This is a genomic window from Azospirillum thermophilum, assembly GCF_003130795.1.
Lineage (GTDB): Bacteria > Pseudomonadota > Alphaproteobacteria > Azospirillales > Azospirillaceae > Azospirillum > Azospirillum thermophilum.
Map to the genome: position 1 here is coordinate 427,249 of NZ_CP029357.1, position 17,438 is coordinate 444,686.

Annotated in this window: 10 protein-coding genes; 3 read left to right on the forward strand and 7 right to left on the reverse strand. The window is 71.6% G+C overall.

Going from position 1 to position 17,438, the window contains the following annotated elements; all coding sequences use genetic code 11:
• Positions 1–82 precede the first annotated feature (82 nt).
• Entirely contained in the window at positions 83–1,747 is a 1,665-nt protein-coding gene (locus DEW08_RS26805) for a methyl-accepting chemotaxis protein (RefSeq protein WP_109333085.1), read from the forward strand.
• A 125-nt stretch (positions 1,748–1,872) separates the two neighbouring features.
• Here DEW08_RS26805 and ltrA read toward each other — a convergent pair whose 3' ends face one another.
• From ltrA to ptsP, 4 genes are all read right to left on the reverse strand, one after another.
• Positions 1,873–3,237, reverse strand: a complete 1,365-nt coding sequence (gene ltrA / locus DEW08_RS26810; RefSeq protein WP_109333088.1) for a group II intron reverse transcriptase/maturase — start codon at positions 3,235–3,237, stop codon at positions 1,873–1,875.
• A 465-nt stretch (positions 3,238–3,702) separates the two neighbouring features.
• On the reverse strand, positions 3,703–5,484 hold the full coding sequence (locus DEW08_RS26820) for a fructose-specific PTS transporter subunit EIIC (protein WP_109333486.1): 1,782 nt from the start codon (positions 5,482–5,484) through the stop codon (positions 3,703–3,705).
• 35 nt (positions 5,485–5,519) lie between these two features.
• On the reverse strand, positions 5,520–6,494 hold the full coding sequence (gene pfkB, locus DEW08_RS26825) for a 1-phosphofructokinase (RefSeq protein WP_109333090.1): 975 nt from the start codon (positions 6,492–6,494) through the stop codon (positions 5,520–5,522).
• The gene (gene ptsP / locus DEW08_RS26830; protein ID WP_109333092.1) at positions 6,491–9,001 is read right to left on the reverse strand and encodes a phosphoenolpyruvate--protein phosphotransferase; all 2,511 of its coding nucleotides are present in this window, start codon (positions 8,999–9,001) and stop codon (positions 6,491–6,493) included. Before ptsP ends, pfkB begins: the two co-directional genes overlap by 4 nt.
• Before the next feature lie 210 nt (positions 9,002–9,211).
• On the opposite strand from ptsP, the gene DEW08_RS26835 reads away from it, so the two are divergent.
• Positions 9,212–10,213, forward strand: coding sequence for a LacI family DNA-binding transcriptional regulator (locus DEW08_RS26835; protein ID WP_109333094.1), 1,002 nt, complete (start codon positions 9,212–9,214; stop codon positions 10,211–10,213).
• A gap of 131 nt (positions 10,214–10,344) precedes the next feature.
• Positions 10,345–11,151, forward strand: a complete 807-nt coding sequence (locus tag DEW08_RS26840; RefSeq protein ID WP_109333096.1) for an alpha/beta fold hydrolase — start codon at positions 10,345–10,347, stop codon at positions 11,149–11,151.
• Here the strand turns inward: DEW08_RS26840 and DEW08_RS26845 are convergent.
• The 3 genes from DEW08_RS26845 to DEW08_RS26855 all read right to left on the reverse strand — a co-directional run bounded on the left by DEW08_RS26845 (position 11,148) and on the right by DEW08_RS26855 (position 17,319).
• Positions 11,148–12,515: an aspartate aminotransferase family protein gene (locus DEW08_RS26845; protein ID WP_245987011.1), complete on the reverse strand. Its 1,368-nt coding sequence runs from the start codon at positions 12,513–12,515 to the stop codon at positions 11,148–11,150. The genes DEW08_RS26840 and DEW08_RS26845 overlap by 4 nt on opposite strands.
• Positions 12,516–12,661: 146 nt before the next feature.
• Entirely contained in the window at positions 12,662–14,443 is a 1,782-nt protein-coding gene (gene ptsG, locus DEW08_RS26850) for a PTS glucose transporter subunit IIBC (RefSeq protein ID WP_109333100.1), read from the reverse strand.
• A 230-nt stretch (positions 14,444–14,673) separates the two neighbouring features.
• The gene (locus DEW08_RS26855; protein WP_146214772.1) at positions 14,674–17,319 is read right to left on the reverse strand and encodes a methyl-accepting chemotaxis protein; all 2,646 of its coding nucleotides are present in this window, start codon (positions 17,317–17,319) and stop codon (positions 14,674–14,676) included.
• Between the last annotated feature and the right edge of the window lie 119 nt (positions 17,320–17,438).

Sequence of the window (17,438 nt, forward strand, 5' to 3'; positions counted from 1 at the left end):
AGTTTTTTTAAGGAATACCCCGTAGGGTCTTCGCAGGGGCCGGAGATATTGCCCGGCGAATCACTCTGTTCGTGGGACTGCGATGAAACTCTCAACCAAGATTCTGCTTCCGGTCTTCGTCCTGTCCGTCGTCTCGGCAGCCATCGGGGGCGCGTCCGTCTGGGGGCTGAACCGCATGGCCGCCGCCAACCATGCCCTGATCCAGGCCGACCGGACGGTTCTGGCGGCATCGGAGCTGCGGTCCCTCAGCCGGTCGCTGCAGCGGGACGCGCTCAACCTGATCGCCGAGGACAGCACGACGCAGGCCGCCATCGCCGCGCGGTTCGGCGCGCGCCTCACCGAGATGGCGGAGAGGAACAGGCAGCTCGACCGGCTCCTCGCCGCGTCGGGCAACCCGGCGGCCGGGCGAATCGGTCCACTGCAGATCACGGTCATGGAAGCCCTGGCGAAGACGCGCGACCTTGCGGTGGCGGGACGGCGCGAGGCCGCGGCGGCCCTGTTCCGCGGCGAGCTGCGCGACGGCGAGCGTGCCGCCTCGGCCCTGACCGACCCGGTGATCGAGACGGGGGTCGAAGAGGTCGCCCGCCTGACCCGCGAGGTGGAGGCAACCGAGGATTTCGTAAGGACCGTGGTGATCGCGGTGGGGCTGGTCGGCATTCTGGCCGGCGCGCTGCTGTCCTGGCTGATCGCCCGCCGCAGCGTCGTGGAGCCGCTGGCCCGTCTGACGGCGGGCATGGAGCGCCTCGCCCGCAAGGATTACGGGGTGGACCTGTCGGATGCCGCGCGCGGCGACGAGGTCGGCGCCATGGCCACCGCGGTCGTCACCTTCCGCGACGCACTGCGGACCGCCGACCGGCTGGAGGCGGAGCAGGCTGCCGAGCGGGCCGCCAAGGAGCGGCGGGCGGCCGAGATCGAGCGGCTGATCGAACATTTCGAGGCGACGGTGGGGAACATCCTGCACACGCTGTCCTCCGCCGCCACCGAGTTGAACCGGACGGCCAACAGCATGTCGGGCATCGCCGAGCAGACCAACGCCCGCGCCGCCTCCGCGGCCGGCACGGCGGCCGAGGCCTCCACCAACGTCCAGGCCGTCGCCGCGGCGACGGAGGAGCTGACCGCGTCGATCACCGAGATCAGCGGACAGGTGTCGCGCTCGACCACCATCGCCGACCAGGCGGTGGGCGAGGCGCAGCAGACCAACACACGGGTCCAGGGGCTCGTCGAGCAGGCCCAGCGGATCGGCGAGATCGTGCAACTGATCAGCAGCATCGCCAGCCAGACCAACCTGCTGGCGCTGAACGCCACCATCGAGGCGGCGCGGGCCGGCGAAGCGGGCAAGGGCTTCGCCGTCGTGGCATCGGAGGTGAAGAGCCTCGCCAACCAGACGGCCAAGGCGACCGAGGACATCGGCCAGCAGATCGCCTCGATGCAGGGTGCGACCAACGGCGCCGCCCAGGCGATCGGCGGCATCACCCGGACCATCGCGACGATCAGCGAGGTCGCGACCTCCATCGCGTCCGCCATCGAGGAGCAGGGGGCGGCGACCGCCGAGATCGCCCGCAACGTGCAGGAGGCCTCCCGCGGCACCGCCACCGTCAGCGCCGACATCGGCGGCGTCAGCGAGGCGGCGACCCAGACCGGCACCGCCGCCGGGCAGGTTCTGGAAGCCTCGGGCGACCTCGCCCGCCAGTCGGAGCTGCTGCGGACGGAGGTGGAGAGCTTCCTGAGCGGCATCCGGGCGGCCTGACCGGCAGGGGGCGCGTCCGCCTGCCAGCCCCGCCCCAATCGGCATAGGGTGCGACCCGAGAAGGTCGCACCCCTGCCACACCACCCGGCATGCGGGTCCGCACCGGGCGGTTCGGGGGATTGAGGTCATGCGAGCCTGGGCAGTCCGAGTTGGTCTGCCCATTTGATCGTGAGGACTGCATTGAGAAGCTTGCCGCTGTTGCCCCACCAGGGTCGGCCATTGGCCGCGATTTGTTGGGCGACGGCGGGCTTGGCCCCTCTGGCCGTCAGTTCCCGGAAGATGGTCTTCCCCCGCTTCCACTGCTTGAGCTGAATGGCCCGCAGCCGGTGGCGTATCCATTCGTCCAGCGTTCGCCGGACCTTTGGAGTTTGCGCCAGTCGGAAGTAGGCTTTCCAGCCCAGCAGGAAATCGCGCAGCCTCGCCACCACCGCGGCCATCGACCGTCCCGTCAGCCGGGGCGTCAGGTCGCGGATGTGGTCCTTGAACGCCGTGATCGCCTTGTCGGCGACCCTCCGCCTGACCTCTCCCTTCGGTCCGGCCCAGAAGGCATAGCCGAGGAATTTGCGGCCGAAGACGGGGGCCACGGCGCTCTTGGCTTCGTTCACCGTCAGGTGCAACCGGCCATGGAGGCGCCGCAGCAGGGCCATCACCCGCTCTCCCGCCCGACGCGACCGCACATGGACGTTGCAGTCGTCGGCGTAGCGGCAGAAGGCATGGCCCCGGCGTTCCAGTTCCTTGTCCACCTCGTCCAGGATCAGATTGGCCAGCAGCGGCGACAGCGGTCCCCCTTGCGGGGAACCCGTCCGACGCCGTGCGACCGCCCCATCGTCCTCCATGACGCCGGCATCCAGGTAGGCCCGCACCAGCCGGATGATGGCCGGGTCCGGGACCCTCTTGGACAGACGGTCGATCAGAAGGTCATGGTCGATCCGGTCGAAGAACTTCTCCAGGTCCACATCCACGACGATCCGCCGGCCGGACTGCACGAAGCTTTGCGCCGCAAGGACGGCGTCGTGCGCACTCCGGCCGGGACGGAAGCCGTAACTGTGGTCGCTGAAGCCGGGATCGAGGATCGGCTGGAGAACTTGCAGCATCGCCTGTTGGATCAGGCGGTCCGTCACCGGGGGAATGCCGAGTTCGCGCTCGCCACCCCCAGGTTTCGGGATCATCACGCGACGCACCGGCTGCGGCCGGTACGTCCCCTCCCGCAGGCTGTCGCGGATCGCCGGCCAGCGGCTCTTCAGCAGTGCGGCGGTCTGGTCGATGTCCAGGCCGTCCACTCCCGCTGCACCCCCGTTGGCCCGCACCTTCCTCAACGCTCGCAGAAGGTTCTCTCGCGCCAGGACCGCATCCAGCAGCCCCGGCCCCATGGCGTCCGTGTCCCGGCGCGGGCGCTCGGCTTCGTCAAGACGGGCCTCCGGACGGGCTTCACCCGTCCTCCTCTCCCGCCTCCCGGATCGCTCCGGCATCTGACGCATGGCCTCACGCATCGTCGGGTGGACTCCATTCTCCCTCGTTCGGCCCTTCGGTCCGGCTCGCGCCTCGCCTACTATGGCCTCTGCTGACTTCCCGCTCCGGCTCGACGCCGTCGCCCTTTCAGGCGCAAGGCGGGATCCCCCAGGTAAGAACGCGTTCCTTCGCTGCACGACCGCCGGATTTACGCCACCGACCCTTGGTCACAAGAGCTTCGCGGTTCCATGCCCGCTCGCCCTGGTCGGCACCGCCTCATATCCGGTTCTTGTTCATCGGCCCGCAGCTGCGATCCACGCTTCCTTCCCACGGTCGGTTGCCCTTCCGCAGTTGCGCTTCTCTTCGTTCGCCGTGACCAGCTTACGGAGGGACTTACACCCTCAAGAACGCGCCCATGCTGGGCGCACAAGAAAAAACCCGCGGCCGATGAGGGCCGCGGGGGCTGCGGATGCGCAAAGTCGGGGAGAGAACGCTTCGATAAGGGGTCAGTGCGCCGGCTGGTCGGCGACCGGCTTGAGATCCTGCGGCGCGCGTCCCGGCTGGGCGGCGGCCTGGGCCACCGGCTTCTTCAGGATGCGCAGGGCGAGCGCGGTCACCACCGTGCCGACGATCAGCGCCACCACATAGCCGCCGAGATGGGTGACGGCGTTGGGGATCGGCAGGACGAAGATGCCGCCGTGGGGGACCTTCAGCTCCGCCCCGATCGCCATCGAGATGGCGCCGGTCAGCGCCGCGCCGATCATCAGCGAGGGAATGACGCGCAGCGGGTCGCGGGCGGCGAAGGGGATGGCGCCCTCGGTGATGAAGGCGATGCCGAGCACGGCGGCGGCGTTGCCGGCCTCGCGCTCCTCATGGGTGAAGCGGTCGGCGAACAGGCGCGTCGCCAGAGCGATGCCGAGCGGCGGGACCATGCCGGCGGCCATGGCGGCGGCCATCGGGGTGTAGACCTGGCTGCCGATCAGGCCGGTGGCGAAGGCGTAGGCCGCCTTGTTGACCGGGCCGCCCATGTCGAAGGCCATCATGGCGCCGATCAGCAGGCCGAGCAGGACGGCGCTGCTGCCCTGCATGCCCTTCAGCCAGGCGGTCAGCAGGGCCAGCGCCTGGGCGACCGGCGTGCCGACGACGTAGAGCATGGCGAGCCCGGTCAGCAGCGAGCCGAGCAGCGGCAGGATCAGGACGGGCTTCAGCCCCTCCAGATTGCGGTGCAGCTTGATGCGGCGGTTCAGCCAGTCGGTGCCGTAGCCGGCGATGAAGCCCGCGATGATGCCGCCGATGAAGCCGGCGCCGATGGTGCCGGCCAGCATGCCGCCGATCATGCCCGGCGCGATGCCCGGCCGGTCGGCGATGGAGAAGGCGATGTAGCCGGCGAGCGCCGGGACCATCAGGGCGAAGCCGGCCTTGGCGCCGATCTGGAACAGGGCGTAGCCGAGCGTGCCCTGGTTGCTGTCCTCGTAGACGTAGATGCCGCCGAGCGCGAAGGCGATGGCGATCAGCAGGCCGCCGGTCACCACGAAGGGCAGCATGAAGGAGACGCCGGTCATCAGGTGCTTGTAGGGGCCGGTGCGCTGGGCCGCGCGCTCCGCCTTGCCGGCGGCGACCGCATCGGCGAGCGGCGCCGCGGCGCCGTGGGGCCTGGCCTCGGCGAGCGCCCGCTCCACCAGGGCGCGGCCGTCGTTGATCGCCGGCTTGGTGCCGCTCTGGAAGACGCGCTTGCCGGCGAAGCGGCTGAGGTCGACCTGGGTGTCGGCGGCGATCAGCACGACGTCGGCGTCGCGGATCTCCTCCTCCGTCAGGGTGTCGCGGGCGCCGACCGAACCCTGCGTCTCCACCCGGATGCGGTGGCCGAGCGCGGTGGCCGCCTGCTGGATGCCCTCCGCCGCCATGAAGGTGTGGGCGATGCCGGTCGGGCAGGAGGTGATGGCGACGATGCGCCTGCCGGCGGCCGGAGCCGGCGCGGCGGCGGCGCCCGGTTCGGCGGCCCGGCGCAGGACGGCCTGCGGATCGGCCAGCACGGCGTCGAGATCGGCGGTGACCGGGGCGAGGCCGGAGAAGCGTTCCTCGTCCAGTTCGCCCGATCCGACCAGCACGACGCCCTGCGCCTGCCGGATGACGGCCGTGGTCAGCAGGTTGCGGACGTCGGGGCCGCTGCGCACCTCCACCTCGATCCGGTGGCCGAGGCCGACCGCCGCCTTGCGCAGGGCTTCGGCGGCGAGCAGGGCCTGGGTGCTGCGGTCTCCCGCGGCGATCACCGCCAGCAAATTCGCCATGGTTTCCTCCTGGGCGGGCGCCACCCGCCGCTCCGTTAGAGTTTCGTTACGCGGACCTGGGATGCGAGAGCCCGCACGGCGTCGGCACCGGGCAGGTTGGGACCGAAGCAGCCGAGCTTGGCCACCGCGAAGGCGACGGACAGCCGGGCGACCCCCTCCAGCGGGACGCCGTCGCGGAAGGCGGCGATCAGGCCGGCGACCATCGCGTCGCCGGCCCCGACGGTGCTGAGGGTCTGGACGGGCGGCAGGCCGGCGCGCAGCGCGCCCTCCTCCGCCAGGAACAGGGCGCCGTCGGCGCCGAGCGAGACGACCACGACGCCGACGCCGCGGGCGCGCAGGCCGCGCGCGGCGTCGAGGATGGCGTCCTCGGTCGGCAGCGGCCGGCCGGCCCAGGCCTCCAGCTCGTGCCGGTTGGGCTTGATGCAGTAGGGCAGCCGCGGGGCCGCGAGCGCGGCGGCCAGCGGATCGCCGCTGCTGTCGAGCACCACCCGGACGCCGCGGCCGGCAAGGTCGGCCGTGAGGTCGGCATAGCAGCCGGCGGGCAGTCCTTCGGGCAGGCTGCCGGCCAGCAGGACGAGGCTGCCGGGGACGGCCAGCCCGTGCAGGATCGCCCGCACCCGCTCCAGGTCGGCGGCCGAGGCGGTCAGGCCCGGCAGGTTGATGTCGGTGGTGTCGCCGCTCGCCAGATCGGCGATCTTGACGTTGATGCGCGTCTCCCCCGCCACCAGGGCGAAACGGTCGGTGATGCCCTTGGCGGCGAAGAGGGCGCCGAAGGGGGCCGTGTTGTTGGCGCCGAGCAACCCGGTGGCGACGACCGGGGCGCCCCAGTCGGCGAGGCAGCTCGCGACGTTGACGCCCTTGCCGCCGGCATTGTGGCGGACCTCGCGCGCCCGGTGGACGGTGCCGGGCCTCAGCGCCTCCACCGTGATGGTCTGGTCGATCGCCGGGTTCAGCGTGACGGTGACGATGGGGACCTGGGCAAGGGGCGCCTGGGAAGAGGGAGCGGTCATGACGCCCCTCCCCCGTCGAGCGCGCGCACGGCGTCGGCGGTCTCGCAGGCGATGGCCCGGGCGGCGAGGTCCTGCAGGGCGGACAGGTCGCTGTCGCGCAGCCGGTCCTTGACCGCCGGGATGTCGTGCGGGGTCATCGACAGCTCGCGCACGCCGAGACCGGTCAGCAGGGCGGCGCCGAAGGGATCGCCGGCGATGCCGCCGCACACCCCGACCCAGCGGCCGTGACGGGCGGCGCCCTCCACCGTCATGCGGATCAGCCGCAGCACCGCCGGGTGCAGGCTGTCGGCCTCCGCCGCGAGGTCGGGGTGCTGGCGGTCGATGGCGAGCGCGTACTGCGTCAGGTCGTTGGTGCCGATCGAGAAGAAATCGACGTGGCGGGCGAACATGTCGGCCTGCACGGCGGCGGCCGGCACCTCCACCATGATGCCGAGCGGCACGGCCGGGGCGTCGAGCTCCGCCCGGATGCGGTCGCAGGCGGCGCGCAGGGCCTCCACCTCGCGCAGCGAGGTGATCATCGGGAACATGATCGACAGGGCGCCGCCCTGCTTCGCCGCCCGGTAGAGGGCGCGGAGCTGCGGTTCCAGCAGGTCGGGCTGGCGCAGCAGCAGCCGGGCGCCGCGCACGCCGAGGAAGGGGTTCTCCTCCTGCGGGAGCTGGAGGTGCGGCACCTGCTTGTCGCCGCCGATGTCGAGGGTGCGGACGATCAGCGGACGGCCGTCCAGCGCCTCCAGCATGGCGCGGTAGGTCTCGTACTGCTCCTCCTCGCCGGGAGCGTCGGAGCGTTCGAGGAACAGGAACTCGGTGCGCATCAGCCCGACCCCCTCGGCCCCTTGCGACAGGGCGACCGGGACCTGGTCCGGGCGGTTGACGTTGGCGCCGATCTCCACCGTGTGGCCGTCGCGGGTGCGGGCGGGCAGGCCGCGCCGCTCCTCCTCCCGCGCCTTGCGCTCGGCCTGCCGGGCGATCCAGGCCCCGGCGGACTCCAGGTCGGCCGGGCCGGGGTCGAGGTGCAGGCGCCCGCCCTGCCCGTCCAGCACCGCCGGGGTGCCGTCGGCCAGCTCCAGCAGAGCCTTGCCGCCGGCGACGATGGCCGGCAGGCCCAGCGTGCGCGCCAGGATGGCGGTGTGGGAGGTCGGGCCGCCCTGGGCGGTGGCGAGGCCGATGACCCGGCTCATGTCCAGCCCGGCGGTGTCGGAGGGCGAGAGGTCGTCCGCCACCAGGATGCAGGGCTGGTCCGGCAGGTCGTGGATGGAGCCGATGCGCAGCGACGGGTCGATGCGCGCCAGCACCCGCTGGCCCACGTCGCGCAGGTCGGCGGCGCGGGCGGCGAGCACCGGGTTGTTGAGGGCCGACAGGCTGCCCGCCGTGCGCTCCACCGCCTCGTGCCACGACCAGGCGACGCCGTGCCCCTCGACCATGAGCTGGCAGGCGAGCGTGATGAGGTCGGTGTCGTTCAGCAGCTCCGCCTGGGCGCGGAAGATGCCGGCCTCGGCGGCGCCAAGCCGGCGGCCGGTATCGTCGGCGAGCGCCTTCAGGTGCTGGCGGGTCAGGGTCAGCGCCTCGTGCAGCCGGTCGCCGCCGTTGATCAGCGGCGAGGGCTGGTCGGGCACCGTCAGGTCGGCCGGCGGCAGCACATGCACCGGGCCGATGGCGAGGCCGGGGCTGGCGCCGATGCCGACCACCACGGGCAGCGCGCCGGGCGGGGTCCAGCCCTGGGCGGCGCTGCGGGCACGCAGGGCCGCGGCCTTGGCGTCCGCCTTCTCCTGCGCGCTGAGGCGGGTGATGACCGCCTTCAGCCGGGCGAGCGCCGCGGTGGCGTCGCCCCCCTCCGCCGAGACGACGATGCCGTCGCCGGCGCGCAGGCCGAGCTGGAGGAGCGAGACCAGCGCCTTGGCGTCGGCCACCTGGTCGCCGTGGCGCACCTGGATGCGGGCGGCGAAGCTGCGCGCCGTTTCCACCCAGGTCGAGGCCGGGCGCGCGTGCAGGCCGGTCGGATAGTCCACCACCCACTCGAAGCTCTCGGCGAGGTCGCCGCCGGGGCCGGCGACGGGGGCCGCCTGATCCTCCGACAGGGCGGCGATCAGCAGGGCCGGGTCGGTGGCGGTGAAGAGGGAGGACAGCCGCGCCTCGTCCTGCATCAGCCGGGTCAGGCGGCGCAGGATGCCGATGTGCGCGTCGGACTGGGCGGCGATGGCGACGACGAGATGGGCCGTCTGGCCGGGGTTCCATTCCACCCCGCCCGGCACCTGGAGCACCGCGATGCCGTTGCGGCGGACCATGTTGCGGTCCTCCACCATGCCGTGGGGGATGGCGACGCCATGGCCGAGGTAGGTGTTCGCCACCGCCTCGCGCCGCAGCATGCTGTCGGCATAGGCGGGGTCGATGCAGCCGGCGGCGACCAGGAGCTGGGCCGCCTGCCCGATCGCGTCCTGTTTGCCGGCCGGGCTGGCCGCGAGCCGGACGAGGTCCGGGAGCAGCGGGGCAGTGAGGGTGTCGGGGGCCATGGCGGGTCCGCCTCCTCCGCGGGTGCTTATTGTGACGTTCTCTGAGACGCATTGAAAACGATTACAATAGCGCTGTCAACGCGCACCGCATTGCAGCATGCGATTTTTCAACTGAAGGCTATGGACGGCCGGGGCAAAACATCCCATTCTAGAGCCGCGGCGCTGATAACGTTTACAGCGCATTCGAGGAAGAGCGGAGCCGATCCCACCATGAGCGTCAGCATCAAGGACGTTGCCCGCGAGGCCGGGGTGTCTGTCGCCACGGTGTCGCGGGTGCTGGGCAACGGCCCGGTCAGCGAGGCCCTGCGCAAGCGGGTGGAGGATGCGGTGCGCCGCACCGGCTACCGCCCCAACCTGTCGGCCCGGCGGCTGCGCTCGCAGCACAGCCAGACCATCGGGCTGATCGTGTCGGACATCCGCAATCCCTTCTTCACCGCCGTCAGCCGCGCGGTGGAGGATGCCGCCTATCACGCCGGCATGCGGGTGATCCTGTGCAACACCGACGAGAACCCCGAGCGCGAGGCGATGTATCTGCGCCTGATGCAGGAGGAGCGGGTCACCGGACTGATCTTCGCCCCGACCCGCGAGACGCTGGGCAAGCTGGAACGGTTCGGGCTGGATTTCCCCGTCGTGCTGATCGACCGCGGCGAGCCGGCCGGGCTGCATGACGCGGTGATCCTCGACAACCGGCAGGCCGCCGCGATGCTGGTCGACCATCTGGTGGAGCGGGGATACCGCCGGATCGGCGGGCTGTTCGGCAACACCAGCACGACGGGCGCCGAACGGCAGGAGGGCTATCGCGCCGCCATGGCGGCCCGCGGCCTGGAGCCCGCCGCCCGCTTCGTCGCCCCGCGGGCCGAGGCGGCGGAGGCGGAGCTGCTGGCCTGGATGGCGGCGGGGGAGCGGCCCGACGCGGTGGTGGTGTCCAACAGCCTGCTGCTGATGGGCGTGGTGAAGGCGGTGCGCCGGCTGGGCCTGTCGATCCCGGGGGATCTGGGGCTCGCCGGCTTCGACAACGAGCCCTGGACGGAACTGGTCGGCCCCGGCCTGACGGTGATCGAGCAGCCGGTCCAGGAGATCGGCGACGCCGCCATGGCCCTGCTGTTCGAGCGGCTGGACAATCCGGAACGGCCGGTGCGCAAGGTGGTGCTGACCGGAACCTGCGTCGTGCGCGGGTCGACCCGCGGCCTGCGGCAGCCGAGCCCGGCATAGCGGGACCGCCGCCAGGACACCGCGTCACAGGACACTCCGTCACAGGACACCGCGTCATAGGACGGCCGCCCGACTTGAGCGGGCCGCCGGCCGCGCCAATTTGCATCGTGTCTGGCAACGCAGGGTCCGTCATGGCCGGTCTCCGCAACAAGATCCTCGAACGGCTGAACGTCGGCGTCAGCGGCAGCGGCACCCCGGTCCTCGTGCTGGCGCCGGGGTTCGGCACCAACCAGGCGGCCTGGCGCCATGTGGCGGAGGCCTTCGGCGACCGCTACCGCATCGTGCTGCTGGACCTCGCCGGGCTGGGACCGGACGACCGCTGGCATTACGACGCCATCCGTTATTCCCGGCTGGAGGCCTATGCGGAGGACCTGCTGGAGGCGCTGCAGGAGCTGGGGATCGCGCATTGCGACTTTGTCGGCCATTCGGTGGCGGGCATGGTCGGGGCGCTGGCCGCCATCCGGGAGCCCCAGGCCTTCCGCAAGCTGGTGATGCTGGGGTCCTCCGCCCGCTACCTGGACGACGAGGGCTATCGCGGCGGTTTCACCAAGATGGACCTCGGCCTGCTGATCGACGCCGCCACCCGCGACTATGTGGCGTGGAGCGAGACCTACGGCCGGACCGTGGTGTCCGCCCCGCCGGGCAACCCGACGGTGCGGGAATTCGTGCAGAACCTGCAGGAGATGCGCCCCGACCTCGTCCTGTCGATCCTGCTGACGATCCTCAACATCGACCTGCGCGCCCGCCTGCCCGAGCTGCGCGTGCCGACCGTCGTGCTGCAGACCCGCCACGATCCCGCCGTGTCGGACGAGGCCGCGCGATACCTGCACGAGCACATCGCCGGCAGCGTCATGGAGGTGCTGGACGCCGCCGGCCACCTGCCCCACCTGACCGCCCCCGCCCTGGTGGTGGACGCGCTGCGGCGGCATCTGGACTAGCAGGGCCTGTCCGACAAGCACTCCGCCAGGATGTCGAGCGCGCGGTCGAGGTCGCCGCGGGCGATGGTCAGCGGCGGGGAGAGGGTCAGCACGCTGCCCATCGACACCTTGAAGCTGAGGCCGCGGGAGAGTGCCGCGTAGAGCACGGCCTCGGCGCGGTCGGCATCGGGCCGTCCGTCCGGCGTGACGAGCTCCACCCCCTGCAGCAGGCCGGCGCCGCGCACCCCGGCGATGCCGGGAAAGCGGGCGGCGAGGTCGGTCAGCCGGCCGGCCATGTGGCGGCCGAGCGTGGCGGCGCGCTCCACCAGCCCCTCGTCGCGGATGATGTCGAGCGTCGTCAGCCCGGCACGGGCGAGCAGCGGGTTCTTCTCGTGGGTGTAATGGCCGAGCGCGCGGTCGCCCGCCACGTCCAGCCCGGCGCGGGCGATGACGGCGGAAAGCGGCAGCATGGCGCCGCCCAGCGCCTTGCCCAGCACGACGATGTCGGGCACGGCGCCGAACGGCTCATGCGTGAAGAGATGGCCGGTCTTGCCGAGGCCGGTCGGGATCTCGTCGAAGATCAGCAGCGTGCCGGTCTCGTCGCAGGCCTGCCGCACCGCGGCCCAGAATCCGGGGGGCGGCACGTAGGGGACCGCGCGCACCGGCTCCGCCACCACGGCGGCGACGTCGCCCTCCTTCTCCAGCACGTAGCGCAGCATGCGGGCGCAGGCCATCCGGCAGGCGTCGAGATCCGGGACGGCGCCGGCCGACGGGAAGCCGTAGGGGCAGCGGGAACAGGCGAAGGGGGCGACATGCTCGGTCCCCGGCAGCAGCGGCCCGATGCCGTGCGAGCGGAAGACCGCCTCGCCGCCGACGCTCGACGCGCCGAAGCCGGCGCCGTGGAAGGCGTCCCAGAAGGAGACGGTCTTGAAGCGGCCGGTGGCGAGGCGGGCGAGCTTCAGCGCGATCTCGATCCCCTCCGACCCGCCGGGCGCGAACAGCACCCGGGAGCCCGGGCCGGTCGGCGACAGGGCGGCCAGCCGCTCGGCGAGCGCCGCCGCCTCGTCGCAGGCGAAGCGGCGCGGGGCGAAGGTGAGGCCGTCGAGCTGGCGCTTCAGCGCCTCGCGCAGGCGGGGATGGGCGTAGCCGATATGGTGGACGCTGTTGCCGTGGAAATCCATGAAGCGCCGGCCGTCGGCATCCTCGATCCAGATGCCTTCCGCCTTGCGGATCGCGGTGAGGCAGGGGGTGGACAGCGACTGGCTGAGGAAGGCCGCGGAGTCGCGGGCGACCAGGGCGCCGGAGGCCGGGCCGTGATGGGCGGCTGTCCAGGCGGCCCGCCGGGGGCCGAGGTTGATGTCGCCTTCGGAAAGCCGGTCGGTCACGGGTGCCCCTCTCGTCGCGCTGGATCGTCGTGCTGGCGCCTTGCGGCGGTCGCGCGATGACAGCGGCACCCGGCCCATCGGTCCAATCCATTCCGTCTATGCCGGCAGTGACGGAACCTATGGATCGGCCGCCCCGACGCCCCGGCCTATTCCGCCGCGCGGCGGCCGCCGGCGCCGGAGCGCAACGCCTCGGCCAGAGCGCCGGCCTCGTTGCCGACGATCAGGTCGAAGCCGTTGGCGCCGACACTCCTCACGGCGCGGACGCCGGCCTGCCGCAACGCCCCCTGGTCGACGCGCGAACCGTCCGCCAGCTCGACCCGCAGCCGGGTCACGGCGAAGGCGGCGACGTCCCGCAGGTTGCCCGCCCCGCCGAGCGCATCGCGCAGTCTGGCCGCCCGGGCGGCGGGCAGCGCCGCCGGGGCGGATTGCGCGGCGGCGGCCGGCTGGGTCCCGGGGTGCGCGGCCGGCGCCGCGTCGGCCTCCGCCCCGGCGGAGCGCAGATACTCCTGCATCTCGGTCTTCAGATTCTCCGACAGGGTGCCGAAGACGGCCTGGACGCTGTCGCCGACGCGCAGCACGCCCGACGCGCCCATGCCGCGCAGCTTCGGCTCGTCCACCCGGCCGGGGTCGCGGACGACGACGCGCAGGCGGGTGATGCAGGCGTCGAGGTTGGCGATGTTGCCGCGGCCACCGAAGGCGATGACCAGATCGCGCGCCCGCTCGGTGCCGCTCGTCGCGACCTCGCCGTCCGCCGCCACCGCCTCGCGGCCCGGCGTCTTGAGGTCGAGGACGCGGATGGTGACGCGGAAGACCGTGTAGTAGATGGCGGCGTAGACCGGCCCGAGGATCAGGACCAGCCACCATTTCTGCGAATTGGGGCTGAGCACGTTGAACAGGACGAAGTCGATGCCGCCCTGCGAGAAGGTGAAGCCCATGTGGGCGCCGAGCGAGTTCATCAGGAACTGCGAGGTCGCCGCCAGCACCGCATGGATCAGGTAGAGCACCGGGGCGAGGAACAGGAAGGAGAACTCGATCGGCTCGGTGATGCCGGTGAGGAAGGAGGTCAGCGCGGCGGAGATCATGATGCCGCCGACGCGCACCCGGTTCTCCGGCAGGGCGGCATGCCAGATGGCGATCGCCGCGGCCGGCAGGCCGAACATCTTGAAGAGGAAGGCGCCGGACAGGATGCCGGCGGTCGGGTCGCCCGCGAAGTAGCGGTTGATGTCGCCGTGGACCACCTTGCCGGCGGCGTCGGTGAAGCTGCCGATCTCGAAGAAGAAGGGCACGTTCCAGATATGGTGCAGGCCGAAGGGGATCAGCAGGCGCTCGACGAAGCCGTAGATGGTCGCCGCCGTCCGCGGATCGTTGACCGCCGCCCAGCGCGAGAAATGGTCGATGCCCGACTGGATGGGCGGCCACACCACCGACAGCACGATGCCGAGCAGGATGGCGGAGAGCGCCGTCGCGATGGGCACGAAGCGCTTGCCGGCGAAGAAGCCGAGATAGGCCGGCAGGTTGATCTTGTAATAGCGGTTGAACATGAAGGCGGCGAGACCGCCGGCCAGGATGCCGCCGAACACGCCGGTCTCCATCGACTTGATGCCCATGATGGTCTTGGGTTCCATCCCCCAGACCCCGGCCATCACGCCGAGCGTGGCCAGCATCACGATGTAGCCGATGGCCGCCGCGACGGCCGACACGCCGTCATTCTCGGTGAAGCCCAGCGCCACGCCGATGGCGAAGATCAGCGGCAGGTTGCCGAAGATCACGTCGCCGGAATTCTTCATCAGCATCGACAGGATCGGCGGCATCCACTCGAAGTTGGCGGCACCGATGCCGAGCAGCAGGCCGGCCACCGGGAGCACCGCCACCGGAAGCATCAGGGCCTTGCCGATTTTCTGTAGGAATGCAAAGGGATGCAGCGCCATAGCCGGTCTCCCGCATATTGACTGACGGTTGTAACGTCACAAACTCAAGATGGTAATACAGCCCAGCTTGCCCAAGGTTGCGACAGGATCGCCGATCCCGATGGTTTAGCCCGAAGCATGGGGCGAAAACGGGGTGATGCAAGAGGTTGGGTCCTGAACGGCGAACGGCCGGACCCGAAGGTCCGGCCGCCTGCGTCAGTCTGTCGCTGATCCGCCTGGAAGGAGCGGGGTCACGACGCCGAACGGATCTGCTGCAGGACCTTCTCGATGTCGTGGTTCAGCGTCTCCGCGTCGTGGGAGACGTCGGCCGAGGCGTTCAGCACCTCGGTGGCGGCGGCGCCCGTGCGGGCGGCGGCGGTCGAGACGGTCTCCAGGCTCTGGAACAGGGCGTTGGTGCCGTTGGCGGCCTGCTCGACGTTGCGGGCGATCTCGCGGGTGCCGGCCTCCTGCTGCTCCACGGCGGCGGCGATGCCGGTGGAGATGGTGTTGATGGTGCCGACGGTGTCCACGATGCGCCGGATGGCGACGGCGGCATCCGAGGCGACCGACTGGATGGCGGAGATCTGCTGGGAGATCTGGTCGGTCGCGCTGGCGGTCTGGCTGGCGAGATGCTTGACCTCGCTCGCCACCACGGCGAAGCCCTTGCCGGCCTCCCCGGCCCGCGCCGCCTCGATCGTGGCGTTCAGCGCCAGCAGGTTGGTCTGGTTGGCGATGGCGCTGATCAGTTCCACCACCTTGCCGATCTCGGTCGCCGCGTCCTGCAGGGTGCGCACCGTCTCGTCGGTCCGCTGCGCCTCGGTCGCGGCGTTGCCGGCGAAGCGGGCGGAGTCGGCGACCTGCCGGGTGATCTCCGCGATGGAGGCGGAGAGCTGCTGGGCGGCGGCGGAGATGGTCTCGACGTTGCTGCGGGTCTGGTCGGCGGTGACCGCCGCCTCCGACGCGACGGAGCGGTTCGATTCGGCGGACTGGGTCATCTCGCCGGCCATGCTGTGCATGTGGTCGGCCTGCTTCGACAGCGAGCCCACCACCGACTTGATGCTGCGCTCCAGGTCGTCGGCCAGCGACAGCAGCATGGTCTTCCGGTCCTCCGCCGCGCGGGCGCGCTCGGCCTCGGCACGGGCGTTGGCGGCCTCCACCTCGCGGGCGGTGTCGCGGAAGACGACGAGGGCCGAGGCCATGTCGGTGATCTCGTCGCTGCCGTCGGCCTTGATCGGATGGTCCAGCCGGCCGGCGGCGATGGCCCGCATGGCGGTCGCCAGCGCGGTCAGCCGCGCCACGATGTGACGGCCGACCACCAGCCAGATGATGAGGATGGAGGCACCGACCGAGAAGACGGCGAGGCCGGTCAGCCACAGCCGGCCGCTGCGCGCCGCGGACCCGGCGTCGGCGGAGGCACGGCCGGCGAGCTCGCCGGCCGACTGGACGAGGGTGGTCGCGGCCTCGGCCAGGCGGGCGGCGGACTGGGCGTTGGCGGCCAGCAGGCCGGTCCCCTCCTGGTCGACCTTCAGGCTGAAGCGGCGGACGGCGAAGATGCTCTTCTCACCGGCGCCGAAGGCCACCAGGGCGCGGGCGCGCTCCAGCAGGGCCGCGGCGTCGTCATCCTTGACGAGGCGGTCGAGGCGCTTGGCGAACTCCTGCTGCCCGGCGGCGAAGGCCTTCTCCAGATCGTCGATGGCGGCGAGCGTCGGGGCGGTGCCGGCCTGGTTCATCTGGCCCGCCAGCAGGTTGCCGTAGGCCGCGACCTCCAGCAGGGTGCGCAGGCCGGCGAGGTCGCGCTTCACGTCCACCAGCCGTTCGGACGCGTCGGACTTCAGCTCCAGCGTCGAGATGGTGAAGGCGAGCCGGGCCTTCTGGGTCAGGGTGTCGACCTTCTCGATCGCGCTCTTCTCCAGCTCCGCCGCGCGGCGGGCCGCCTCGGCGATGCGGGCGTTCTGCGCCTCGCGCTCGGCCGGCGGGAGGGCGCCGGTCAGAAGCTGCTGCTTCCATTCGAAGACGTCGGTCGGCCGGACGCCGAACTTCACCAGCTCCTCGATGTCGGGCATCAGGGCGGCGCCGGCCTCGTCCTGCGCCAGCCGCTTGCCGCGCATCATGGCCGAGGAGGTGGCCGAGATGAAGGTGGACATCAGCTCGCCGACCGCGTCCGGCGCATTGACCAGCGGCAGGGCGCGCAGCGCCTCGCCCATCGTCGAGATGGACTGGCGGATCTCGTAGGCCGCGATCAGGTTGCCGCTGGTCTGGTTGCCGAGCTTCTCGGCGGTGGCGGTGACCACCGTCTCCAGATCGTTGGCCGACTTCTCCATGGCGCCGGAGCGCTTGTCGACCAGCGGCCCGACGATGGCCAGCAGGTCGCGGTGCGCCGTGTTGATGCCCGCGAGGATGCCGGCCCCCTGCTCCGCCGCGCCGAGGCGGGCCTGCACCGAGGCGTCGAGGCGGCCGAGGTTGCCGAACATCGCCGACGCCTCGCTGCGGATCCGGTCCAGCGCCTCCTTGCGGGCGCCCAGCCGCTCGGCATCGGCGATCAGGGAGTTGAGGAGGGTCTGGCGGCGCAGCAGGTCCTGCTTCAGCGCCTCGCGCGCCGTCTGGGTGTCGGCCGCGGCCAGCGCCGGGGCGAGCGCCACGATGCGCGAGCTTTCCGCGTCCAGCCCGTGGGCGGCGGCGAGGCTGGGCATGCTGGTGCCGGTGACCTGGGTCAGCGCCTCGTCCACCGTGTTGAACGACAGCCAGCCGACTCCGGCCCCCAGAACCGCAAGCGCCGAGATGGCGCCGACCGACACCAGCAGCTTGCGCCCGATGCCGAAAGACCGGCTTCGGGACGCCGCGCCGGACTGCGCTCCGCCGGCCTTTCCCGGACCGGTCTGCGACTCCACCCTAACCATCTGCCCCCTCCCCTGGAAACGCCGGCCGCCAGCGGCCGCATCGCCTCAGCAGTGTATTTTCCAGCCCGTTGACGATATTGACCCGTAATATTTGACAACCCGTCGATGAATCCCCGGTT

What these genes read in the sequence shown, in the direction of transcription:
- DEW08_RS26805 (WP_109333085.1), top strand. Translation starts at nt 83, where the DNA reads ATGAAACTCTCAACCAAGATTCTGCTTCCGGTCTTCGTCCTGTCCGTC.
- ltrA (WP_109333088.1), bottom strand. Translation starts at nt 3,237, where the DNA reads ATGCGTGAGGCCATGCGTCAGATGCCGGAGCGATCCGGGAGGCGGGAG.
- DEW08_RS26820 (WP_109333486.1), bottom strand. Translation starts at nt 5,484, where the DNA reads ATGGCGAATTTGCTGGCGGTGATCGCCGCGGGAGACCGCAGCACCCAG.
- pfkB (WP_109333090.1), bottom strand. Translation starts at nt 6,494, where the DNA reads ATGACCGCTCCCTCTTCCCAGGCGCCCCTTGCCCAGGTCCCCATCGTC.
- ptsP (WP_109333092.1), bottom strand. Translation starts at nt 9,001, where the DNA reads ATGGCCCCCGACACCCTCACTGCCCCGCTGCTCCCGGACCTCGTCCGG.
- DEW08_RS26835 (WP_109333094.1), top strand. Translation starts at nt 9,212, where the DNA reads ATGAGCGTCAGCATCAAGGACGTTGCCCGCGAGGCCGGGGTGTCTGTC.
- DEW08_RS26840 (WP_109333096.1), top strand. Translation starts at nt 10,345, where the DNA reads ATGGCCGGTCTCCGCAACAAGATCCTCGAACGGCTGAACGTCGGCGTC.
- ptsG (WP_109333100.1), bottom strand. Translation starts at nt 14,443, where the DNA reads ATGGCGCTGCATCCCTTTGCATTCCTACAGAAAATCGGCAAGGCCCTG.
- DEW08_RS26855 (WP_146214772.1), bottom strand. Translation starts at nt 17,319, where the DNA reads ATGGTTAGGGTGGAGTCGCAGACCGGTCCGGGAAAGGCCGGCGGAGCG.